The organism is Myxococcus sp. CA056, from assembly GCF_013336715.1.
In the GTDB taxonomy this organism is placed as follows: domain Bacteria; phylum Myxococcota; class Myxococcia; order Myxococcales; family Myxococcaceae; genus Myxococcus; species Myxococcus llanfairpwllgwyngyllgogerychwyrndrobwllllantysiliogogogochensis.
Genome location: NZ_JABUMT010000006.1, coordinates 319,540 through 341,787 on the forward strand (window position 1 = coordinate 319,540; position 22,248 = coordinate 341,787).

Genomic DNA, 22,248 nt, shown 5'->3' on the forward strand with positions numbered 1-22,248 from the left:
TTTGCCTCGGCCCACGAGAGCATGCGGCTCTTGTCTCTCGCGGGGCCTTCGCGCTCCCGCGCGTCATGAGGGACGCCGACTCAGCTCACGTGCGGCGTGGCACCTTGCGCGCGGTCCGCGCCGTCGTGCTCCGGCTCCACGTGGACGACGACGTCCACCACCTGCGGATAGGCGGCGTGGAGTGTGCGCTCCACCCGGTCCGCCACCTCGTGGGCCTGCGCGGTGGTGAGGTTCGGGTCCACCTCTATTTTCAGGTCCACGTAGACGCTCTCCTCCATGCCCCGGCTGCGCACGTCGCGGCAGCTGCGCACGCCGGCCACGCCCACGGTGTGCTGCGCCACCTGCGCGGGGTCCAACCTCGCCGTGTCGGAGAGGATGCCCACCGCCTGCCGGACAATGCCGTAGGCCACCCAGGCCACGAAGACCATGACGCCCAGCGCGATGATGCCGTCCGCCTTGGGGTAGCCCATCGCCACCAGGCCCAACGACGCGAGCACCGCCAGCGTGACGAAGACGTCCGACATCGTGTGGCTCGCGTCCGCCAGCAGCAGGCTGCTCTTGTACTTGCGCCCGTAGTGCCCCTCCACCCGCGTCACCACCAGATTGACGCAGAGGGTGAGCACCATCACCACCGCCATGGCCGGCGTCACCTGCGCGTGACGGTCATGCATCAGCGAGTCGAGCGCCATGCGCCCCAACTCCAACATGCCGATGCCAATCATCGCGCCGATGCCCAGCGACGCGAGCGCCTCGAACTTGCCGTGTCCGTAGGGGTGGTCGTCGTCAGCGGGCCGCGAGGCCACGCCCATGGCCACCAGGCCCAGCACGTTGGAGCCACCGTCGATGAACGAGTGGAGTCCATCCGCCGTCACGGCGGCGGACTGGCTGATGAGTCCGAAGATGAGCTTCGCGCCGGCCACCACCCAGTTGGCCAGGAGGATGGCGAGCAACACGAAGCGGATGCGTTTGCTGCGCTGCTGGAGCGCGACGCTTCTCTCGGCGGGGGAGGTGTCCACGGCGCGGCACCGTAGTGGGAACCGCGTCCGGCCGCGAGGACCTCGCACGCCACGCGTGGTGAAGCGAACGTCAGTTGGGCTGGCGGAACAGCCGCATGCGCGGGCCGCCGCCCATCTCCAGGAAGAAGCCGAACGAGAAGCGCACCTTCGAGTCGTCGTTCAACAACCCCGGCGGTGGGTTGGGGAAGGGCTGTGCGCGCTGGAACGAGGACACGGCCTCCATGTCCAGGAAGTCCAGGCCGCTGCTCTTCTCCACCTCGATGTTCGTCACGCGGCCCTTCTCGTCCAGCGTGATCTCCAGCATCGTGTGCCGGTCCTTCCCAGTGAACATGTTGCCGGTAGGGTCTCTGCGGCGCAGCGTCTCGTTGGGCTTCCAGTGCATGCCCACGCTCTGCTTCACGCGGTTGAAGAAGCTGGCGTACTTCCACTCACGAGAGTTGAGCAGCGTGCCGTCGCCTTCGTCCACGTCGCGCAGGTGGTCATTGGGCGCCGCGCCCACCACCTTGTCCATCACCGCGCGCGACGGCATCAACGCGGCGATGCCCGGCGAGCCCACGCGTCCGGCGGAGCCTTCTTCCTCGCCTCCGGTGTCGCCCGGCTGGATTCGCAGCCGCTTCGCGTTGCCCGACAGCTCGTCGCTCTCGTTCTGGTTGTTCACCGCCACGCCCCCGGGCGTGTTCGGGTCCGTCTTCACCTTCACTTCGTTCTTGCGGTGGATGTCGGGGATCTCGAAGGCGAACTTCTGGCCACCCTCGGCGAGCGGCCTGTCATCGTTGCCCATGCCGTTGTTGCCGGCGATGCGCGGCGCCTGCGGCTCCACGTCCGCGCCCTTCTGCTCCTGGGGCGCGGTGCGCTGCGGCATGGCGTTCCGGTAGAAGGGCGTCTGCTCCCGGGCCCGCGTCTCCTTGTCCACGCGGTTGTTGTGCTCCGCGAGGTACTTCGCGTCGGGGGCTTCCTGCTCGTTGCCGGGCGCCAGGTCCACCACCTGCCCATTGGGCCGGGTCTCCGGCTTCTTCTCTTCGGGCTTCTTGTCCTGGACGCGGGGCTTCTGGGTCGTCTGCGTCTTCGAGTCCGTCTTGCCCCGGTTCCGGGACCACTGGTCCTCCGTCAGGGGCCGCACGGCCACGGACGTGGGAGGACGCGTGACGGGCTTGCGCTCACGCCCCGTGGGGGGAAGCGTTCCCGTGAAGAGCACGACCGACAGGTAGGCGACATGGACCGCCAGGGCAAGCAGCACCGCGGCGACCACTCGCCACGGGGATTGCCGCCGCCTCTTGCGGCGCCAGTCTGTCTTCGGAGAGGAACCCGTGCTCACGGCGCGATGATAAACCTCCGGGCCCGCTGCCTAGTCCCGTCCCGTTCGCGGCAGAACAGGTGGGCAGGGGAGGACATTCACGAGACGTGCACTGTTCCGCAGGCGCGCCCCCTCTTCACGTCAGTAAATGGGGGCGACTTCAGCACCATTGAAGTAGTGACGGAGGATATCCTGGTAGCGCTGCCCGGCCTCCGCTCGGCCGATGGCGCCCGTCTGACACATCCCTACTCCGTGGCCCCAGCCTCCGCCACGGAAAAGCCAGTGGGTGGGCCGGCCCTCGGCGTTCCGCTCGGCTTCCACCACCGCCATGCTGCTGTTCAACATCCCGAAGAGCCGCCGGATGTTCAGTTCGCCACGCACCTGGGTGGCCCCCAGGTCCCCGGATAACGCGAGCACCCGGGCCCGGCCGGACACGCCCCGCTCCTGGAAGCTCATGGCCTGGACTCGGCCCACGCCCAGCCGGGCGACGAGCGCGTCCACCTGCGCCGCCGTGAAGCGCTTCTCCCAGCGGAACTTGCTGGGCTGGGCGAAGCTGGACAGCCGGCAGGCGGCCCCCACGTCGGGCGTGGCCAGCCAGGCCTCCAGCCGCGAAGGGGAAGGGGAGGCCTCCGAGGGCTCCAGGATGTCCGGGCGTCCGCGCAGGCTCGGGTCCGGTGGGCCGCCCCAGACGATGTCGTTGTCCTCGGTGTGGCCACCACACACCGCGCTGTAGACGGAGTCCACCAGCCGACCGTCCGCGCTGAACAGCGCCTCGCCCCGGGTCGCCTCCACCGCCGCGGAGGTGCTGGCCGCCTCGCCCGTTCGGCCGCGGTACACCGCGCAGTGCTGCTCCGAGCACAGCAGATACGGGTCCGCCAGGTGCTTGATGCCCACCTTCGCGAGCACCTCGCCGCGCGCGGTGACGGCCTGGGCCTTGAGCGCCTCCGAGTGGGCCCGCGCGAAGATCTCCGCCGGCACCAGCCCCTTGAGCAGGTCCTCGAGCGGCACCACGTTCACCACGGCCAGCAGGCCCGCGCGGTCCACGGAGAACTGGAGCGCGCCCCGGAAGGTCCGGTCCTCGAAGCCGTGGAAGTCGTAGCCGACGCCGAACTCCACCTGGCGCACGTCGAAGCCCGCGCCGTCCGGTGAGTCCGCGTCCAGTCGGTCCTGCGCCAGGCCCACCACCGCGCCGGACTCGTCGCGCACCTCGAGGATGGCGCGCGCCGGGGTGCGGACCTCCTCGAAGAGCGTCGTCCTGGCGCCGAACTGGTGCAGCAGCTCCGCCTGTCGTGTCGCCGCGTCCTCGGGGGTGAGAACTTCATCGACGAGGAGCAGCGAGCGCCGGTTGTCGATGACCTTGCCGGCGATGCCGTACACCGCGCCCAGCACCTGCGCGCGCACCGCGAGGCCCCGCGCCTTCCACTCTTCCTGCGCGGCGGCGAGTCCCTCCCGGTCCGCGAACCGGTGCTCGCCCAGCTGCACGCGCGCGGCGAGCACCGCCGGCTCGCCCTGTGTCACGCGCACCGTCCACCGCGTTCCCGCCGCGGCGTCCAGCACCTTGTCCACCGCCCCACCGAAGCGCATCCGCATCCGGCCTCGGGGGGAGAACGTCGCCTCGCGCCGTCCTTCCATGAGCTTGATGGGGAGCCGGGGCTCTCCGCCTCGGAAGTCCAGGCGCTTGAGCTCGCCGGGCCCCGGAATGCCCTGGGCGAGCGGGTCTTCTCCGGGCGTGCTCACGGCCGTGGAGGGCTCCACGCCCGCGTCGGTCGTCCCGGCGTCCTCGACGGGTAGCGGCTCCACGGAGCCCCCATCCGTCCCGGCGTCCTGGCGCTCGCTGGCCGGGCTGTCCATCGAGGCGCCGGCCAGGTTCGGTGGTGGCTTGGGGCTCGCGCAGGAGGCGAACAGCACGACGGAGAGCAGGAGCAGGACGGCGGTGCGCACGGGGGGCGACACCGTACCCGCCGGGGCGGGGCCTGTCACGGACCGGACGCCCGTTGGCTCGTTCGGGTGGGCTTGGCACGTGGCGAATAGAACGCGGCGCGTCTCGCGTTGGTCCTGCTCATGCGAATTTTCAAAGGCAACTACCTGAAGCTGAAGACTCCCGTGGCCACCCTGGCCGCCAGCCTGCTCATGCTCGGTTCGACCGCTCACGCAGCGGGCCTGGGTGCCTTCCTTCCCACGCCGAACATCCCCGGTGCTCCGGTGACTCGGACGCCCTCCAATCCTTCGACGCCCGGCGCCCCGAGCGCGACCGGCAGCCTGCCTCCCATCGGTGTCCAGGCCGTCCCCAACACGCCCGTGGCCGCGCTGCCGTCGCATCCGGACCACTCCAACATCGCCACGCCTTCGCCCCAGCCGGGCATCCAGGCGAATGCGCTGTCGCCCGCGTCAGCCAAGTCCTTTACCCGCGAGTGGGTGGTGAGCCCCTCTGGAAATGACGCCGGTGACGGCAGCGCCGCGCAGCCCTTGCGCACCATCAACAAGGCCATCAGCCAGGCGGGCCCTGGCGAGGTCATCCGTGTGCAGGCCGGGACGTACGCCGAGCGCGTCATCATCGGCGCCAACGCGAAGCCGGGCACCGAGGGCGGGAAGATCACGCTCCAGGGCGAGGGCAGCCCGCGCATCATCCCCGGTGCTGGCAGTGGCGCGATGGTGCAGGTGCGTCAGCCGCACTGGGTCATCGACGGCTTCGAGCTGGACGTGCAGCGTCAGCCCATCTTCGGCGTCACCTTCGAGGGCAACGTCACCGGCTCCACGCTGGTGAACTCGGAGCTGCACCACGGTGGTGGTGGCGCGGGCGTGACGACCTACAACAAGGCCAGCGGCGCCATCATCGAGAACAACCACATCCACGACTTCCTGAAGACGACGGGCAACCAGGACTCGCACGGCGTCGTCGTGCAGCCCACGTCCAAGGACATCACCGTCCGCAACAACGACATCCACGACAACTCGGGTGACTCCGTGCAGTGCCTGGGGCCCGAGGGCTTCAGCTCGTTGCCGCCCGCGGACGGGGTGCTGGTGGAGAACAACCACTTCTACAACAACCGTGAGAACGCGGTGGACATCAAGACCTGCTACGGCGTGGTCATCCGCAACAACCGCATGCACCAGTTCCGCCCGTCGAGCACCGCCAAGGGCGACGTGGTGGTGGTGCACTACTCCGCCAACAACGTGATGGTGGAGGACAATGAAATCTACGACGGCGCCAAGGGCATCTCCGTGGGTGGGAATCACGAGGGACCCGTGCCCTCCGGCATCGTCGTGCGCCGCAACCGCGTGCACGACATCACCGCGGCGGGCGGCGGGGAGGGCACGGGCATCCGCCTGGAGAACTCCAAGGGCACCGTGGTGGTGAACAACACCGTCACCAACGTGTCCACCGGCCTCGTCATCGGCCACGGCACGGGCGGCCCCACCCAGTCTCCGGTGGTGCGCAACAACATCCTGGACGGTGCCATCTCCGTGGACATGGGCGGACAGGCGCCGGGCATGAAGCTGGGCAACAACCTCTTCGCCGCCAGCGGTCAGTTCAAGAGCAACGGCGCGGTGGTGAGCGTGGACCAGTTCAAGTCCACGACGGGTGACGCGTCGTCCGCCAGCGGCTCCGCGGACCTGGGCGAGGGCTTTGGCCCGGGCGCCCTGGCCGTGGACAAGGGCACCGACGTGGGGCTGCCTTTCTGCGGCGGTGCCCCCGACATCGGCGCCGTCGAACTGGGCTGCTGATCCGCTGAACCGAACCGTCTCCAGGGGGAGTGCCGGGCCTCCGTGCGACCGGCCTGCCACTGGGCCCGCGGAAAATGAAAAGGCCCGATGCGGAGTGACTTCCGCATCGGGCCTTTTTTCATTGAGGCGCCACCCGGATTCGAACCGGGGAATGAAGGTTTTGCAGACCTTTGCCTTACCACTTGGCTATGGCGCCAACGGCTGGGGCCGGGTTTATACGCAGCCCTCCGCCGCCCGGTCAAGATTCAACGGAAGCCGTGGGCGGCTCCGGCCGGTACGATTCGCGTCAGAAGCGGTGCCCGTCGCTGGGCTTCGCGCGCTCGAATGGGCCGAGGGGTTTCCAGATGCTGCATGGTCATGGGGTGTACGAGGAAGAGCACGACGCCTTTCGCCGCACGGTGAGGGCGGTGGTGGAGAAGGAGATCCTCCCCCACGTCGCGGGTTGGGAGGAGGCGGAGGAGTTCCCCCGGGAGCTCTTCGCGCGTTTCGGTGAGCTGGGCTTCCTGGGGCTGAAGTACCCCGTCGAGTACGGCGGCACGGACGCCGGCCCCCTCTACGAGGCGGTGCTGCTGGAGGAACTGGGGCGGTGTGGCTCGGGAGGAGTGTCCGCGGGCCTGGGGGCGCAGTTCACCATCGCCACCGGCCCCCTCCACCTGTTCGGCACGGACGAGCAGAAGCGCCGCTGGCTGGCCCCGGCGATTCGGGGCGAGAAGATTGGCGCGCTGGGAATCACCGAGCCGGATGCCGGCTCGGACGTGGCGGGCCTGCGCACCACGGCGCGGCGCGATGGCGCCCACTACGTCGTCAACGGCTCCAAGACGTACATCACCAACGGCGTGCGCGCGGACTTCGTCGTCATGGCGGTGAAGACGGACACCTCCGCGGGGCACAAGGGGCTGTCCATGCTGGTGGTGGAGAGGGACACGCCCGGCTTCACGGTGAGCCGCAAGCTGAAGAAGCTGGGGTGGCGGGCCTCGGACACCGCCGAGTTGTTCCTGGAGGACTGCCGCATCCCCGTGGAGAACCTGCTGGGGGGGGAGAACCAGGGCTTCTCGCAGATCATGGGCAACTTCCAGTGGGAGCGCCTGTCGCTCGCGCTGGGGGCCGTGGGCGCCATGGAGGACATGCTGGAGCGCGTCGTCGAGCACGTGAAGTCGCGCCGCGCCTTTGGCCAGTCGCTCAGTCAGCTCCAGGTGGTGCGCCACAAGCTCGCGGACCTGTTCACCGCCCGCGAGTGCGCCCGTCAGCTGACCTACCACGCCCTGCGCCTTCACGCGGCGGGGGAGTGGGCCGTGGCGCAGACCTCCATGGCGAAGAAGGTCGCCACGGAGACCGCGTGCCGCGTCGCCGACGAGTGCCTCCAGCTCCACGGGGGCGCGGGCTACATGATGGAGTACGACATCCAGCGTCATTGGCGGGATGCCCGCCTGGGTCCCATCGGTGGCGGGGCCAGCGAGGTGATGAACGAGATCATCGCCAAGCAGCTCGGCCTGTAGGCCCGCCGGCCCCGGTGCAACCGGGGAGGGGCAGGCGACCAGGCGGGATGGAAGAGGTCCGCGGGGTCCCGGGTTGAGCCCCGAGAGCCCCCCGCGGAGGTCCTCGTGGAGCCCAGCATCCTGTGTACCGAGCTGTATCTGCGCCTGGGAGATGACGAGGTCCTCGTCATCGACTGTCGCGCTTCGTCCGAATGGGAGCATCATGATCTGCACATCCCCGGCGCCTTGAGGATGACCCCCATGGAGGTGGCCCGGGACCACCGCATGCTTCCCGACGACGAGCTCATCGTCCTGTGCGGTGGCACGCACGACGGGTCCGAGGTGCGCCGGGTCTGCCGCCTGCTGCGCATGCATGGGCGCGAGGCGGTGTGTCTCGACGGAGGCCTCTCGGGCTGGATTCGGGGGGGCTACCCCACCGAGCGCCATGTCCGTGCCCAGGTGGCGCTGCCCCGCTGAGGTTCGGTGGATGCGGTGCGTCGTCAAAGGGTGTATGGAGCGGCGGACATCCTCCTTTGGAGAACCGTCCCCATGGCCAAGCTTCGTGCCGCCCTCGTTGGCGCCACCGGACTCGCGGGGCAGCAGTTCATCGCTGCCCTCAGGAATCACCCGTTCATCGAGCTGACCGGCCTGGCCGCGTCGCCTCGCTCGGCGGGTAAATCCTACGGGGACGCCCTGCGCACGGCCAACGGCATGACGGCGTGGTTCGTCTCGGAGCCGCTGTCGCCCGAGACGGCCCGCATGCAGGTCATCAGCGGCGATGCGCTCCAGGCCAGGGACTACGACCTCGTCTTCTCCGCCGTGGAGGCGGACGTGGCGCGTGAGCTGGAGCCGCGGCTGGCCAGGGACATCCCCGTCTTCTCCGCCGCCAGCGCCTTCCGTTACGACGACGACGTCCCGCTGCTCATCCCTCCCGTCAACGCCGCGCACGCGCCGCTCGTGCGCGAGCAGCAGCGCAAGAGGGGCTGGAAGGGCTTCATCGTCCCCAGCCCCAACTGCACGACGACGGGCCTCGCCGTCACGCTGGCCCCGCTCGTCGAGCGCTTCGGGGTGAAGGCCGTGCTGATGACCAGCCTGCAGGCCATGTCCGGCGCTGGACGTTCTCCGGGCGTCATCGGCATGGACATCATCGACAACGTCATCCCCTACATCCCGAAGGAGGAGCACAAGGTCGAGGTGGAGACGAAGAAGATCCTCGGTGCCCTGAACGCGGGGGGCGCGGCCCTCACTCCCCACGACATTCGGGTGTCCTGCACCTGCACCCGCGTGGCGGTGATGGAGGGGCATACCGAGTCCGTCTTCGTCTCGCTCGGCACCAAGGCCACGGTGGCGGAGGTCACCCAGGCGATGCGCGAGTGGCGCGGCGCCGAGGTGGCCCGGGACCTGCCTTCCTCGCCTGTTCGCTGGATTGAGGTGATGGACGACCCATTCCGTCCTCAGCCGAGGCTGGACCGGGAGACGCATGGCGGCATGGCCACCACGGTGGGCCGCGTGCGCGAGGATGGTGTGCTGGAGAACGGCTTCAAGTACGTGCTCGTCTCCCACAACACCAAGATGGGGGCCGCGCGCGGGTCCATCCTCGTGGCCGAACAGCTGCGGGCCCAGGGGTTGCTCGGCTGACAGCGACACGCGTCGGACAGGTGTCACAAATTCAGGGTGCCATCCCTGGAACGAACCATTAGTCTGCGCGCCCACGGACGCGCTGAAGATATTTAGAGGAGAGCTTTCATGGCCTACGTCGTCGCGGACCCTTGCATCAAGTGCAAGTACACTGACTGTGTCGAGGTCTGCCCGGTCAATTGTTTCTACGAGGGTGCGAACTTCCTGGTCATCCACCCGGACGAGTGCATCGACTGTGGCGCCTGTGAGCCCGTGTGCCCCACCAAGGCCATCTTCCCGGAGACCGAGCTCCCCGCGAAGTGGGCGGAGTACAAGGCGCTGAACGCCGACTTCTCCAACAATAAGTGGCCGAACATCGCGGAGAAGAAGGCGCCGCTCGCCGAGGCCGAGGAGTACAAGGAGAAGGACGGCAAGCGCGCGATGCTGGAGACCGCGCCCGGCAAGTAGGCAGCTGGCGCCGTTCGCGCCCGTGAGTCTCGTGGAGGCCCTCCCGCCCGTCGCTGGCGAGAGGGCCTTCGCCGTTCCGGGCCCGCTCATCCAGCACGCAGCGAGCGGAGCTTCAGCCCGCGTGCCTCCAGGGCATCCCGCAGCCGAGCGACATCCTGGGTGGGCACAGGCCCGTGGTGTCCCTGGATGCGCAGCACCACTTCGCGAGGGCCCGTCCGATCCACCTCCACCGTCGCGTCGAGGGTTCCCCGGACGCTGATGCTCAGCGCCGGACGTTGCGACTTCACGAAGACCTCGATGCGCTCGATGAGCTCCAGCGCCGAATCGACGCGGGAGGTGGGGGACGCCTCGCTCCGTGCCGCGCTGCCCGCGCCTGTCGCTGGCATGCGTCCTTCTGTCCCCGTGCTCTCGGGCGAAGCGGCGAGCCGAGGGGCCTCGGGTGGCGCGAGCACCGACTCCGTCTTGAGGGGGGCGCTCGTGGGCACCCGGGGCTCGCGCGAAAGCTCTCGGGCGAGGAGGTCCGTGAGTCGGTGCTCGGTGCGCTCCTGGTTTGAGGCCTGGGCTTCACCGCGGACGCTGCCCAGGCGGGAGGACTCGGCATGCATCGCCTGGCGTGTCACCGCGAGGCGCTCTGGACTGGCCAGTGCTCCCCGAGTGGTCGCGAGGACGGGCGACGTGGCGCGCGCGGCGATGAGTGCCTCCGCGCGGGGCGGGGCGCGAAGCGCGGGGGCCGGTGCGCGGAGGGGAGCGAGCGCGGCCGGCGGCCTGGACGCGGGCAGCGCGGCGCTTCGCTGAGGTGCTTCCTGGAGTGCCCGTTGGAACCGCTCCGCGTCGGGGCGTTGCTTCGTCGGAGTGCTGTCGGCTGGGGCCTCGGCGTCGACCTTCATGTCATCCCTCGCTGGCGTTGGCGCGAGGGACGAAGCAGCCGTCATGCCAGGGATGCGACTCCAGGGAACGACGTGTCGAAGGCCGACGTCACCATCCCACCTCGCGGAGGTGGGGCTCCCGCGAGGGACAGGGGCTCAGCGCGGTCTGCTGTTGAAGGCGCCGGGCTGGACAGGAGCGATGCCGGACAGGTCGTTGACGGCCAGGGGACAGGTGGCCAGCGCCATCGGCTCGACGAGGGCTCCCACGCGTGCCCAGTCCCGCTCCTGGAAGAGCAGGGCGTCGCGCAGTTCGACGGACGACAGGCCCTTCTTGTATTCCCAGAAGCGCCCCCGCACGAGCACGCGGTTGCCCTTGAGCAGCTTGTTGAGGTCGACGTACTGCTTGTCCTGGAGGATGGCGACGATGTCCACGCGCTCGCGCTTGCGCGGCTTGCCGAACTGGAACTCGTAGGTCGCCGTCGCGGGAGGCTCGGGCTCCACCCAGACGAGGCGGGCCACCATGCGCTCCGGCTCGGGCTCCTCGCCCTTCTTGAGCTTCTTCTTCTTGGGCTTCTCCAGCTTGACGTCCACCAGCTCCATGCCGCTGAAGGCCACGTCGTGGTCCAGGTAGTTGTCGCGGAACAGGGCCTCGGCGGTGGAGACGGCCACCGAGTTGACGCGGCTGACTTCCTCCGCATAGCGCTCACGCAACACGGGCAGGGTGAGCAGGAAGCTGTCCACCGGCTTCACGCCATCGGCGAGGAAGCGCATCCGCGCCATGTCGATGGCGGGATAGAAGGGGACGAGCGACTCGGCCGTCTGGAGCCAGTCGGTGCGCAGCTGCTTGTCGATGAGCACCCGGCGCACCATGGCCACGAAGAAGCTGTTGCCCGGGAAGCGGTCCGTTACCAACTGCGTGCTCAGCGCCTGCACCAGCGCGGGGTCCAGCATGAAGTTCTCGTCGCGCTTGTGGAACTGGGTGCCCACCTCGCCGAGCAACGTCAGGTACGCGCCCAACACCTGAGCGCAGGCGGCATCCGCGGTGCCCTGGTTCAGGGCCTGGAACAGGCGCGTGCGGAGGAAGCGCTTGTCCACGGCTTCCTCGCGGAAGGTGGGGGCTTCACCCGTGCCGAAGAAGAACTCCGGCTGAGCGGTGGCGGGGCCGGCCAGCAGGCCCAGGGCGAGTGCGAGCAGTCGGGCGATACGCATGAGGCCCCCAGCCTATCACCCCGAGGCCCCCGCGGAGAGGGGCCCCGACGCCGGCTCCGCGGGCAGGATGGAGGCCCTCAGGACCAGGCCGGCCGCGACGAGCTCCAGCACCCCGGCGACGGCGAAGAGTCGGTGTCCTCCCAGCCAGTCGTAGCCGGCCCCCGCGGACAGGTAGCCCACCAGGCCGCCCAGGCCGAACGTGAAGGCGGCGAACAGGGCTTGTCCTGAGGCCCGCAGCTCCGGGGGCACGCGTCGCGACAGGAAGGCCACGCTGCCCACGTAGAAGGCGCCGAACGTCAGGCCGTGCAGGGGCGCGAGCAGCACCATCCCAGTGGGAGACGACACCAGGGCCATGCCGCCCCAGCGCAGCGCGCTCGCGGCGAAGGCGACCGCGAGGACGAGGCGCGGCGCCAGCCCCCCGGCCACGCGAGGGTAGAGCGCCATCACGCCCACTTCCGCGAGGACACCGAGGCCCGCCACGACTCCCACCACCGCGGGGGACAAGCCCAGCGCCATGACGTGGATGGAGAAGGTCCCATGAAAGGGCGCGCACGCCATCCAGTGCAGACTCGTGGCGGCGAGCAGCCAGCGTACGTCGCGGTGACGCAGCAGCTTCAGTCCGGCGAAGGGGCTCAGTCCCCGGCTCGGAGCCGCGGTGTCGCGCAGGGCGAGGCTCCAGGGGACGAGCATGGCCAGCAGCGCGAGCGGAACGAGGACCACGGTCCGGTCCACATCCGTGGCGAGCAGTCCGAAGAGAACGGACGACACGATGAAGCCCACGGAGCCGAAGAGCCGCACGTGCGCGAAGCTGTCACCGGTGCGCGCGACGTGGTGGAGGGCGAGGCTGTCCACGAGCGGCGTGAACGCGGAGGCGAAGCAGGCGTACAGCGCCATTGCGGGGACGAGTGTCTCGAAGGTGCGAGCGCTGGCCACCAGTCCGAAGGCGAGCGTCGCGCCGAGCGCCAGCACGGTGAGGACGCGGGACGTACGGCCGGTGCGGTCGGCGAGGTGCCCCCACAACGAGGGGACGATGAGCGAGATGCACGGGCTGAGACACAGCAGGAGCCCCACCTGCGTCGCGGAGAGGGAGAGGGACTTGAACCAGGCGGGCAGGAACGGAAGGACGATGCCCACGGTGGCGAAGTACAAGAAGTAGAAGCCCGCCAGCGGCAGACGGCTGGCGACGGGGCGGGGGTTCATGGACGGTTGGCACCTTGACATGTCCGGGTGCTTTTCCGCCTGTTGACCTCGCGTCCTTTTGTGTACCTTGCCCGCGACATGGCCAGTCCCACGGATACTTCCGCGCCCGTCTCCATCACTCAGATCAAGAGTGAGGCGGAGCTCATGCAGGCGCTCGCCATCCGCGAGGTGGTGTTCATCGAGGAGCAGCACGTCCCCGAGGGCATCGAGCGGGATGCAGAAGACGCGCACGCCTACCACATCATCGCCAACCAGGGAGGCCACGCCATTGGCACGGGGCGGCTGGTGATGTTGCCTCAGCCTCCCGTGGGTGAGCAGGGCCTGTGGGGCCAGGTAGGGCGTATGGCGGTGCTCCAGGCGCATCGCAAGGCACGCGTGGGCTCGCTGCTGTTGACGTCGCTGGAGGAGGAAGCCCGGCGACGAGGCGTCAAGGGCATCATGCTGCACGCGCAGCTCTACGCCCTCGAGTTCTACAAGAAGCACGGCTACACCGAGATGGGCACCGTCTTCCTCGAAGGCGGTATCGACCACCTGGAGATGCGCAAGCGTTTCTAGTCAGCGGCGCGGAGGGCGGGGCGCGGGCGGTTGCGCGTGCCTCGGGTCCTCGGGCCACGAGTGACGCGGGTACTTGCGTCCCAGCTCCTTGCGGAGCGCCGGGTAGTGCCGCTCCCAGAAACCCGCCAGGTCGGTCGTCACCTGCACCGCGCGCATGTTGGGCGCGAGCAGGTGGAGCACGAGCGACACGCGGCCGGCGCACACGCTGGGGCCCTGGGCCATCCCGAAGAAATCCTGCAGGCGTGACTCGACCCAGGGCGGCTTGCCCGGCTCGTAGTTCACCTTGACGCCGCGGCCTCCGGGCAGCGTGACGCGCTCGGGGGCGTGGGTGGCGAGCAGGCGTTGTTGCTCGGAGGTGAGTCGCGCGTAGAGCGCGTCGATGAGGGACACGCCTTCCAGGTCCTTGAAGCTGCGCGCGTCCGAGCACAGGGATGCGAGCGCATCGCGCAGGAAGGCGTCATCCACGGTGGGGAACTTCGCCTCGGGGAAGGCCTGCGTGAGCAGGGCCACGCGCGTGCGCCACTGCTGCAGGGCCTCGGGGTCCGCGAACCGTCCGGGGCCCGCCGCGAGCGCCGCTTCGACGAGCACCCGCGCGGTCTGTTCCGAGGCGGGCGCGGGAGCGCGGGTCTCCTCGAGCATGAGGTTGCCGTAGGAAAGGCGCGTGAGGCGTTCCACGCGTCGTGCCTCGGCGTTCCACTGGAGGGTGTCCACCTCTTCGAGTGTCTCGGGGTAGAGGTCCAGCAGCCACTCGGGTTCGACGGAGCTGGCCAGTCGCACCACGGCGCCTTTGCCGGGGCGCTCCTCGGCGTCCACGGCCACCATCAAGTCCGCGTCCTGCACGACGCTCAGCTCGGAGAGGGACGCGGTGCCGCCGCCGAAGAGCAGCAGTTCGGGAGAGCGAGGTCTGCGCCTGCGCGCGACGCGGTCCGGGTAGCCGGCGAGGACGCTGAGCATGAGAGCCTGCTCGATGTCCTCCGCGCGGTGGGGTTTCTCGCCCTGGCTGCGCACCGTGCGCCGGAGCTGCTTCTGGACGCGGTCCACGGACTGCACCGCGCCCTGTTCGAGGGAGAGCGAATGCAGTCGACCGGACGCGAAGCCCGTGCGTTCGGCCTCGCGGAAGCGCTCCAGCAATTCGAGCAGGTCCGAGGGTCCACTGACGACGGCGGCGGCGCGGCCTCCTCCGCCCAGATTGGCGCGGGCCTCTCGACGGATGTCCCGCTCGCCCATGAGCGCGGCGAGCGTGGCTGCTTCGGCGCCGACGCCCCGGCGCTCACCTTCGACGATGACCCGGCCCTGGCGGGGGTGGACGGGGAAGCGCAGCAGGCGCTGTCCGACGTCCGTGACGATGCCCTTCGGGTCGACGGCGCCCAAACGGCGAAGCAGCGTCTCGGCCGCGTCGAGTGACGCCGCGGGAGGAGGCTCGAAGAAAGGGAAGGCACCGAGGTCGACGACGCCGGAGGCGCGCAGGGAGAGCACGGTCTCCGCCAGGTCCATGCGGCGGATTTCGGGGGCCTCCTGTTCGGGACGGCCATCGAAGTCGTGCTGCGTGTAGAGGCGGATGCAGTGGCCGGCACGGGTGCGTCCGGCGCGTCCGGCGCGCTGGATGGCGGAGGCACGGCTCACCTTGGACAGCTTGAGGGTGGGCAGCCCGGACCACGGCGAATGGCTGGCGACACGTGCGAGGCCGGTGTCGATGACCACGGCGACACCGTCGATGGTGACGGAGGTCTCCGCCACGTTGGTGGAGAGGATGATCTTCCGGCGCGAGCTCCTGCGCACGGCGCGGTCCTGTTCCGCGGGGGACAGGTCTCCGTGGAGCGGGAGGACGTCGGCGTCATGGCGCTCGGCGAACTCCGCGCAGGCGTCGCGGGTGCGGCGAATCTCGCCGGCGCCGGGAAGGAAGACGAGCACGTCGCCGTCCACGCCGTGGGTGAACAGGCGTTTGATGGCGGAGAGGACCTGCAGGTCCAGGTGCCGGTCATCTGGAGCGGGGAGATACTCCACGCTGACGTCGAAGCGTCGGCCCTGGGAGCGCAGGGAGGGACAACCTCCAAGGTACGCCCGGACAGGTTCGGCCTCCAGGGTCGCGGACATGACGACGAGCTTGAGGTCGGGGCGACGAGTCTCTTGCAGGCGGCGCAGCAGCGCGAGCGAGATGTCGGCGGACAGGTGTCGCTCGTGGAACTCGTCGAGCACGACGATGCCCACGTCGCGAAGGGTCGGGTCGGACAGGAGGCGGCGTCCGAGCACGCCCTCGGTGACGAAGGACAGGCGGGTCTTGGCGCTGCGCACGTCCTCGAAGCGGACCTGATAGCCGACGGTGTCGCCCACGCGCTCGCCGATTTCCTCGGACACGCGCTGGGCGGCGAGTCGGGTGGGGAGGCGTCGCGGCTGGAGGACGACGATCTCCTTGCCCCCGCCGAGCCCGGCTTCCAGCAGTGCGCGAGGCACGCGCGTCGTCTTTCCGGCGCCGGGAGGAGCCTCGAGCACGAGCGAGCGCGCACCGCGCAAGGTGGAGACGATTTCCGGAAGGAGCGGGTCGATGGGAAGGGCGGCGTCCGCCATGTCCGGGTTCCTTGAACGCGCGAGCCGAGGCTCGCTCAGGGGGTCTCGGTGCCTGCCGCGCCAGGGGTCGACGTCACGCCCTTCTTCTTGCGCACGGCGGGAGCCTGGGCACGCGAGCCTTCCGGGGTCGCGGTATCGGTGGATGCCGAGGGTTCGCTCGAATCGCGAGCACGTCCGCGGGAGCTCTGGGTACGCGAGTCCGCCGATGAGTCAGCAGTGTCACCACCAGCGGTGGGGAGCGGACTCGAATCACGCGCACGGCCACGAGTCACCTGTCCGCGCGCACCTTCTGGCGCACTGGCTGCGTCGGCAGAGGTCGAACCCGGTTCTGTGCCGCGCTTTCGCCCGCGGCCCGCGGCGGGACGTGAAGACCCTGCGATGTCCGCGCCTTCAGCGACTGAAGTGGGGGCACCTTCGGCGTCACGCTTGCGTCCACGAGGGCCCGAGGCACGCGGCTCCTCCGTCGTGTCAGCGCGCGCATCCACGGGGGCGTGGCCGCCATCGAGTTCGAGAGGCGAATCCCGGCCCGACGGAGCGGGGACGCCCGTTGCGTCGGACCCGGACTCGACGACGGGCGCGGAGGCGTTCGCATCGCGCTTGCGGCCACGAGCTCCGCCTTGGACCGGTCCGCCTTCGGAAGCAGGGCTCTCGACAACGGAAGGCGTCGGCTCGCTGGTCCCCAGGTCCTCGGACACGGACGCGTCCTCGACACCCTCGAGAGCGGGGGCAGACTGTGCCTCGTTCTTGCCGCGAGTCGAGTGCACGTCGACGTCCACGGGCTCATCCGTATCGAGCGGTTCGGTCGCCGCCGGGTTGCTCCCAGCCCTGTGCCGTAGGGCGGAAGGCTCCGCGTCGTCGGACGACGAATCCAGGGCAGCGACCTCCGCGAGTTCGGCCTCGGTGGGCTCCATGGAGTCCGAAGGCTCGAGGTCCAGTGCCCCCAAACCATCGTCGGAGGGAGCCAGTCCGCGACCCGCTTTACGCTTGGGCTTGAGGCCGAGCGCGGCGGCTTCATGGACACTGGGCACGGGGACGAGCGCGGCCTCGGAGAGCAGGCGCGCCTGTCGCAGCGCCACTTCGAGCTTGCGCCCCAGGTTCACCAACTCCTCGCGGAGCACGGCCTCCTGTTCGAGCGAGAGTGGCGCGGGCTCATGACTGGCGCGCCACGCGGCATGCGCGGCGGCGACCTGGTCCATCACGGGACGGACGAGCGCGAAGTCCTCGCGAGCGAAGATGCGGGAGACGTAGGAGCTGCGGGTGCGCCGCTCGTAGGACGTGGCGTACTCGAAGATGACTTCGCGAGGCGCGCGTCGGAGCTGGGCGAACTTGAGGTGGGGGAAGAGCGCTTCGATGACGGGAGCGCGGCTGCTGGCGGTGAAGGTGATGCCCGCGTGCAGTTTCTCCAGGGCATCGACCCACAGGCCCTGTTGATGGAAGGCATATTCCTCGCGAGCTTCATCCAGCTCGGGCAGGTCCTTGACGCGGTCGACCACGCCAGCGGCGGGTGCGCGAGTGGTGCGCACCAGCTCAAAGGCGGTGGTCAGCCAGCTCTTCTCGGCTTCCAGACCGGGGCGGCCGGCGAGCATCTCGCCCGCGGTCGCGATCCGACCTTCGAAGGCCTCGGCGAAGCGGATGAGCTCATAGGACTCGAGCGTGGATGACATGCGACGGGCTCCTCGGAAGGGCGGCGGGAGATACCACAGGCCGGGCTCGGCTCCGAGCGCGGGTGGGAGGCGTCAGCTTCCGCCGAGCAGCGTCGGAAGGGCCTCGCGGTGCGAGAAGTCAGGGAAGGCGGCGTGTGCGCCGGCCTGGAGAAGGGCCTCGGCGGTGAAGGTCCCGGTGCCCACGCCGATGCACTCGGCGCCGATGCCGATGGCCGCGTCGACGTCCTTGGGCGTATCTCCGATGACGACCACCCGGCACTGCTCGCGCGGGACACCGAGTGTCGCCGCGCCCGCCTCGGCACCTCGACGGATCAGCTCCACGCGGTTCTCGTGGTCGCAGCCAAAGCCGCCGAAGGCGAACTGATCATGGATGGCCACGCGCTCCAGCTTCAGGCGAGCGCCGTCGCGGACGTTGCCGGTGCCGAGTCCCACGGCGAATCCGGGGCGGCTTCGCGCCTCGAGTACGGCCTCTCGCATGCCGGGGAACACACGGTAGCGAGGAGCCTCCACCTTCTGGATTTCATCCGCGAGGTGCGCGAGGTAGGCGGCGATGCCGGCATCGATGGCGGCCTCGGTGTCCTCGACACCGATGATGCGCAGAGCGGTGCGGACGATGGCTCGGTCCGTCATGCCGGACATGTGGAAGGAGTCGCAGGCATCGCGGCGACCATGAAGCTGCTCGAAGGCTCGGTCCATGGCACGGCGTCCCGCTCCACCGGTGGTGACGAGGGTGCCATCGATATCGAACAGGAGGACCGTGGGGCGCATGGCCCCCATCTAACGGAAGCCTAGGGCCGACGCGAGTCCGGAAGTCACGTCACGGCCGCTCAGGGCTCCGCGAGGCTGAGTCCTCGCTGGAGGGCTTCACGCACGAGAGGGCGTTCCTCGATGGGGAGTCGCTCCTCGAGAGCCTGACGGGCCTGCTGTCCACCCAGCCGCCCGAGCGCCAGGGCCACGGCCTCCCGAACGGGGTCCTCACGGTCCATGAGTCGAGCCGCGAGGGGGCGAATGGCTTCGGTCCCCAGGCATCGTGCCAGGGCGCCCGCTGCACTGGCGCGCACGTCCGCGGGAGCTCTCGGGTCCTCCAGCACTTCCTGGATGGAAGGGGCTCCCTGAGGCGGGTCGATGAGGGCGAGCGATGCCATGGCACGAGCGCGTCGAGTCGAGGGAACCGACGGGTCCACCACGAGCGAGCGAAGAACTGGCACGGCCTGGGGCCCGAGCTGACGCCACTGCTCCTCTCGAAAGGGTCCCTGGGAGGGGTCGAGCAACAGCAGCACCTGCTCCCTCAAACCACCTGACGGGACCGGAGTTGGGGCGGGTGCGGTGGGCACGGCCGGGGAGGCTTCTCCCGAGGCGTGTGAGTACGCGAGCGCGGTGCCCCCGGAGCTCGCGATCAGCCCCGCTCCGAGCAGGAGGTGCCACCACCGTCGTCCGCGAGAGGGGAGGAGCGCGATGGTGCGAGAAGGTGGCGGCGAGGTCGGTGTTGGCATGGGGGCGCCTCGGGCAGGGGAACGTCCCGGGTTATATGCCGGTTGCCCGCTCGGACTCGAACCCCGTTATGGTGCTGCGTTGATGGCTGGACGCGTCTTCTTCTTTCTGCAGCACGCCACGTATGAGCCGGCGTTCCAGGCGAGTTCCATGGGCATCACCGCCGTGGCCATGGGTGACGAGGTCTACTTCGTCTTCGCCTTCGACGCGCTCCGGTCCTGGGTGGGCGGAACCTTTGGTCAGCCAGAGGGTGAGAGGGAGCGAGAGGAGCACGCCCGAGGCGAGACCCTGGGCGTACCGGCTCCCAGCAAGATGATGGAGGAGGCGAGGGCCTTGGGTGCGAAGTTGATCGCCTGCGACACGACGGTGCGCCTGTGTGGCTTCGAGCCCGAGGCGCTTCAGGGCCCCCTGGACGAGGTGATGGGGCTGGCCTCCCTATGGCGGCTGACGCAGGGGGCGCGCACGCTGACGCTCTAGGTGAGCCGTAGCGAAGAGGGATCAGGCAGGCGCCAATGTCGTCCACGCCACACCAGGTGTGTGCCTGTCGAGGGGAACCCATCGGTTCCTGCTGTAACCTCGCAGTATCAGTTGAACCGGATGCAGCCCTCCATTTGAGGCTGTAGCCTCCGAGGGGAGTCACGCGATACTCTTCACCCAAGCCGTCCCCTGAAGAGCCCGGCCGCGCGGAGCTCCGCGTCCCCCCATGAGAAGCAGAAGGAATTCATTACCTATGCGCGCCAAGTTGCCCCTCCTGAGCGCTCTCGTCCTCGGCGCCCTCTCGGGTGTCGTCGTCGCGGGTTGTCAGTCCTACGACTTCGAGCCGGTGGAGCCGCTCGCCATCGCACAGACGACGGTCGAGGAGACCATCTCCGCCCTGGCGAGCAAGCCCAACATCATGATGCTGGTGGACATCTCCGGCTCGATGACGCTCCCGGTGGACACGTCGCGGCCGTCCTGCCAGGTGCGGGACGAGGACGGCTTGACGGTGCTGTGTGGCAATGAGAACGCGTGCCCCACGGCCACGTGCCCCACTCGGTGGACGGAGCTGCAGGCCGCCGTGCCTCGGTTCCTCGCGAACAGTGGTCCCTACGTGCGCTTCGCGCTCACGACCTATCCCGAGGCCTCGACGGGCTCGAGCATCGAGGCCTGCACCGGTCCCACCGCGACGTCGGTCCGCAAGGACCTGCCGGTCGTCGAGGACGATGCGTCGCTGCTGGCCCACGCCAACTCCATCAACGATTTGATCCAGGGCATTCCGAACCACGGCACCGGGCAGCCGGTGGGCGGAACTCCGACGAGCGGAAGCCTGAACTTCATCGGGTCCATGGCCGGCTTGCAGGACAAGGACCGCAAGAACTTCGTCATCCTGCTGACGGACGGTCTGCCCAACTGCAACCCGGAGAATGAGTACTCCGGCCGAGATCAACCGGAACTGTGCAAGTGCACCATTGCTGGCAATCTCTGCGGTTCGCAGATCTCCACCGCCTTCGAGAAGCGTGGCTGCCTCGACACCAACGCCTCCGTGAAGGCCGTGCAGGCGCTGAAGGCCCAGGAGATTACGACCATCGTCATCGGCTTTGGCGCCGAGACGGCTTCGGGTGATGGTCCGGCGGTGCTCCAGGCGATGGCGTCGGCGGGCGGTTTCGCCCGTTCCTGCACCACTGATCCGACGGCCTGTGGCGCGAACGACACGTGCATCGCGGCGACGGGCCTGTGTGGCCGGGCCTTCTATCAGGCAGGCAACCAGGTGGAATTGGCAGATGCGCTGGAGCGAATCAGCAAGGAGGTCTTGAACCTGGAGCCTTGCCTGATTCCCCTGAATGGTCCTGAGCGTCCTTCGGACCCGAAGCTCATCGTTGTCTACATCGAGGGTGAGCGCACCCTGGCGGGTGACGGAACTTGGACGCTGACGTCGGACGGCGTTCTCTTCAACGGCGCGGCGTGCGAGCGCATCAAGAACTCCCGACCGGAAGCGCCCATCAAAGTCGAGGTTCGCGCAATCCGTCAGCGCTAGGCAGGCGGCCGGGGGCGGCTTTACCCGGGACGGTGCGGGGATTATAGGTCCCCTCGCCTCCGGCCCGGTTGCCGTCCCCTGCCCATGAAAGTCACCCTCCTCTCGCGGTCCGCTTCCATTCCCTCCACTCGGCGTCTTGTCGAGGCGGGCCGCGCGCGGGGGCACAAGATGCGCGTGCTCAACCCGCTCCGGGTGCAGATGCACCTGGACGGGGGCAGCGCCACGCTCTACTACGACCGCAAGAAGCTCTCGCCCACGGACGTGGTCCTTCCGCGCATCGCCCAATCCATCAACACGTACGGGCTCGCGGTGGTGAATCAGTTCGCACTGGGCGGGGTGCCGCTCGTCAATCACGCCCAGGCCATCGCGCAGTCGCGCAGCAAGATGCGCTCACTGCAGTTGCTGTCCGCGCATGGCATCGACATTCCCGCCACGGTGATGGCGCGGGACGCCGCCCACTTGAAGGAGATGGTGGGGCTGGTGGGTGGGGTGCCCGTGCTCGTGAAGCTGCTCCAGGGGCAGGAGAATCACGGGGTGATGGTGTGCGAGAGCCTCCAGTCGCTGGAGGCCGCGCTCGAGGCGGTGCTTGGCCTCGGCCACAACCTGGTGATGCAGGAGTACGTGAAGAGCACGAGCCAGGATGTACGTGTGCTCGTCGTGGGTGGCAAGGCGGTGGCCGCGGTGCGCCGCCGCGCGCGTCCGGGTCGGTTCGCTCACACGCTCATCAAGGGAGCTCGACTGGAAGCGATGGAGCTGTCGCCTGGGCAGCGTGCCACGGCGGAGAAGGCCACACGGCTGGTGGGGCTGGAGGTGGCTGCGGTGGACCTGCTGGACGTCCAGGGCCAATCGAAGGTCTTCGAGGTGAACAGCTCGCCCGCCTTGCCTGAGATGGAGGCTGTCACGGGCATGGACCTGGCGACGCCCATCATCATCCGCGCCGAGGAACTGGTCGCGGGCGCGGACCCCGTGTCCGTGCCAGACCTCCTGCCACCTCGAAGTCTTCCCTCGCCGGGGCTGCCAACATCTCCGGCACCGCGCAGGAAGCGCACGAGTCGTACGCCCACGAGCGGAGCAGGGGGCGCGTGAAG

General features: G+C 69.2%; 19 protein-coding genes and 1 tRNA gene. 9 read left to right on the top strand and 11 right to left on the bottom strand.

Features of this window, described 5'->3' with window-relative positions; genetic code table 11:
- Positions 1 to 80 precede the first annotated feature (80 nt).
- The 3 genes from HUA76_RS25965 to HUA76_RS25975 all read right to left on the bottom strand — a co-directional run bounded on the left by HUA76_RS25965 (position 81) and on the right by HUA76_RS25975 (position 4,251).
- On the bottom strand, positions 81 to 1,016 hold the full coding sequence (locus HUA76_RS25965; RefSeq protein ID WP_174462368.1) for a cation diffusion facilitator family transporter: 936 nt from the start codon (positions 1,014 to 1,016) through the stop codon (positions 81 to 83).
- A 70-nt stretch (positions 1,017 to 1,086) separates the two neighbouring features.
- A complete protein-coding gene (locus tag HUA76_RS25970; RefSeq protein ID WP_141642674.1) occupies positions 1,087 to 2,331 on the bottom strand; it encodes an energy transducer TonB in 1,245 nt (414 codons plus the stop codon).
- Positions 2,332 to 2,451: 120 nt separating this feature from the next.
- A complete protein-coding gene (locus tag HUA76_RS25975) occupies positions 2,452 to 4,251 on the bottom strand; it encodes a SpoIID/LytB domain-containing protein (RefSeq protein ID WP_371817245.1) in 1,800 nt (599 codons plus the stop codon).
- A gap of 120 nt (positions 4,252 to 4,371) precedes the next feature.
- Here HUA76_RS25975 and HUA76_RS25980 point away from each other — a divergent pair, with 120 nt between their 5' ends.
- Complete coding sequence (locus HUA76_RS25980; RefSeq protein ID WP_254614475.1) at positions 4,372 to 6,036, top strand: nitrous oxide reductase family maturation protein NosD; 1,665 nt, start codon at positions 4,372 to 4,374, stop codon at positions 6,034 to 6,036.
- 124 nt (positions 6,037 to 6,160) lie between these two features.
- On the opposite strand, the gene HUA76_RS25985 is transcribed toward HUA76_RS25980, so the two are convergent.
- Positions 6,161 to 6,232 (bottom strand) — tRNA-Cys (locus tag HUA76_RS25985).
- Between the two features lie 148 nt (positions 6,233 to 6,380).
- Between HUA76_RS25985 and HUA76_RS25990 the strand changes: the two genes are divergently transcribed.
- The 4 genes from HUA76_RS25990 (at position 6,381) to fdxA (ending at position 9,596) form a co-directional block, all read left to right on the top strand.
- The gene (locus HUA76_RS25990; RefSeq protein WP_174462370.1) at positions 6,381 to 7,532 is read left to right on the top strand and encodes an acyl-CoA dehydrogenase family protein; all 1,152 of its coding nucleotides are present in this window, start codon (positions 6,381 to 6,383) and stop codon (positions 7,530 to 7,532) included.
- Positions 7,533 to 7,637: 105 nt separating this feature from the next.
- Positions 7,638 to 7,988 (top strand): rhodanese-like domain-containing protein, encoded by a 351-nt coding sequence (locus tag HUA76_RS25995; RefSeq protein ID WP_141642670.1) that lies wholly within the window; start codon positions 7,638 to 7,640, stop codon positions 7,986 to 7,988.
- Between the two features lie 72 nt (positions 7,989 to 8,060).
- A complete protein-coding gene (gene asd / locus HUA76_RS26000; protein WP_174455243.1) occupies positions 8,061 to 9,149 on the top strand; it encodes an aspartate-semialdehyde dehydrogenase in 1,089 nt (362 codons plus the stop codon).
- A gap of 108 nt (positions 9,150 to 9,257) precedes the next feature.
- Positions 9,258 to 9,596 carry a ferredoxin FdxA gene (gene fdxA / locus HUA76_RS26005; protein WP_141642668.1) on the top strand — a complete coding sequence of 113 codons (339 nt, stop codon included), beginning with the start codon at positions 9,258 to 9,260 and terminating at the stop codon, positions 9,594 to 9,596.
- Positions 9,597 to 9,682: 86 nt separating this feature from the next.
- Here fdxA and HUA76_RS26010 read toward each other — a convergent pair whose 3' ends face one another.
- From HUA76_RS26010 to HUA76_RS26020, 3 genes are all read right to left on the bottom strand, one after another.
- Positions 9,683 to 10,483, bottom strand: coding sequence for a hypothetical protein (locus tag HUA76_RS26010; RefSeq protein ID WP_174462371.1), 801 nt, complete (start codon positions 10,481 to 10,483; stop codon positions 9,683 to 9,685).
- A 135-nt stretch (positions 10,484 to 10,618) separates the two neighbouring features.
- Positions 10,619 to 11,671 (bottom strand): hypothetical protein, encoded by a 1,053-nt coding sequence (locus HUA76_RS26015; RefSeq protein WP_141642666.1) that lies wholly within the window; start codon positions 11,669 to 11,671, stop codon positions 10,619 to 10,621.
- Between the two features lie 15 nt (positions 11,672 to 11,686).
- Positions 11,687 to 12,871, bottom strand: coding sequence for an MFS transporter (locus HUA76_RS26020; RefSeq protein ID WP_174462372.1), 1,185 nt, complete (start codon positions 12,869 to 12,871; stop codon positions 11,687 to 11,689).
- 78 nt (positions 12,872 to 12,949) lie between these two features.
- Here HUA76_RS26020 and HUA76_RS26025 point away from each other — a divergent pair, with 78 nt between their 5' ends.
- Positions 12,950 to 13,426, top strand: coding sequence for a GNAT family N-acetyltransferase (locus HUA76_RS26025; RefSeq protein ID WP_141642664.1), 477 nt, complete (start codon positions 12,950 to 12,952; stop codon positions 13,424 to 13,426).
- Here the strand turns inward: HUA76_RS26025 and hrpB are convergent, their stop codons facing one another.
- From hrpB to HUA76_RS45580, 4 genes are all read right to left on the bottom strand, one after another.
- A complete protein-coding gene (gene hrpB / locus HUA76_RS26030; protein ID WP_174462373.1) occupies positions 13,427 to 15,991 on the bottom strand; it encodes an ATP-dependent helicase HrpB in 2,565 nt (854 codons plus the stop codon).
- A 35-nt stretch (positions 15,992 to 16,026) separates the two neighbouring features.
- On the bottom strand, positions 16,027 to 17,655 hold the full coding sequence (locus HUA76_RS26035; protein WP_174462374.1) for a hypothetical protein: 1,629 nt from the start codon (positions 17,653 to 17,655) through the stop codon (positions 16,027 to 16,029).
- Positions 17,656 to 17,727: 72 nt separating this feature from the next.
- Positions 17,728 to 18,432 carry an HAD family hydrolase gene (locus tag HUA76_RS26040; RefSeq protein ID WP_174462375.1) on the bottom strand — a complete coding sequence of 235 codons (705 nt, stop codon included), beginning with the start codon at positions 18,430 to 18,432 and terminating at the stop codon, positions 17,728 to 17,730.
- 50 nt (positions 18,433 to 18,482) lie between these two features.
- Positions 18,483 to 18,800, bottom strand: coding sequence for a HEAT repeat domain-containing protein (locus HUA76_RS45580; RefSeq protein WP_254614476.1), 318 nt, complete (start codon positions 18,798 to 18,800; stop codon positions 18,483 to 18,485).
- 430 nt (positions 18,801 to 19,230) lie between these two features.
- On the opposite strand from HUA76_RS45580, the gene HUA76_RS26050 reads away from it, so the two are divergent.
- The 3 genes from HUA76_RS26050 (at position 19,231) to HUA76_RS26060 (ending at position 22,246) form a co-directional block, all read left to right on the top strand.
- On the top strand, positions 19,231 to 19,623 hold the full coding sequence (locus tag HUA76_RS26050) for a hypothetical protein (RefSeq protein ID WP_141642659.1): 393 nt from the start codon (positions 19,231 to 19,233) through the stop codon (positions 19,621 to 19,623).
- A 253-nt stretch (positions 19,624 to 19,876) separates the two neighbouring features.
- The gene (gene cglB / locus HUA76_RS26055) at positions 19,877 to 21,160 is read left to right on the top strand and encodes an adventurous gliding motility lipoprotein CglB (protein WP_174462377.1); all 1,284 of its coding nucleotides are present in this window, start codon (positions 19,877 to 19,879) and stop codon (positions 21,158 to 21,160) included.
- Between the two features lie 84 nt (positions 21,161 to 21,244).
- Entirely contained in the window at positions 21,245 to 22,246 is a 1,002-nt protein-coding gene (locus tag HUA76_RS26060; protein WP_174455252.1) for a RimK family alpha-L-glutamate ligase, read from the top strand.
- Positions 22,247 to 22,248: the final 2 nt, after the last annotated feature.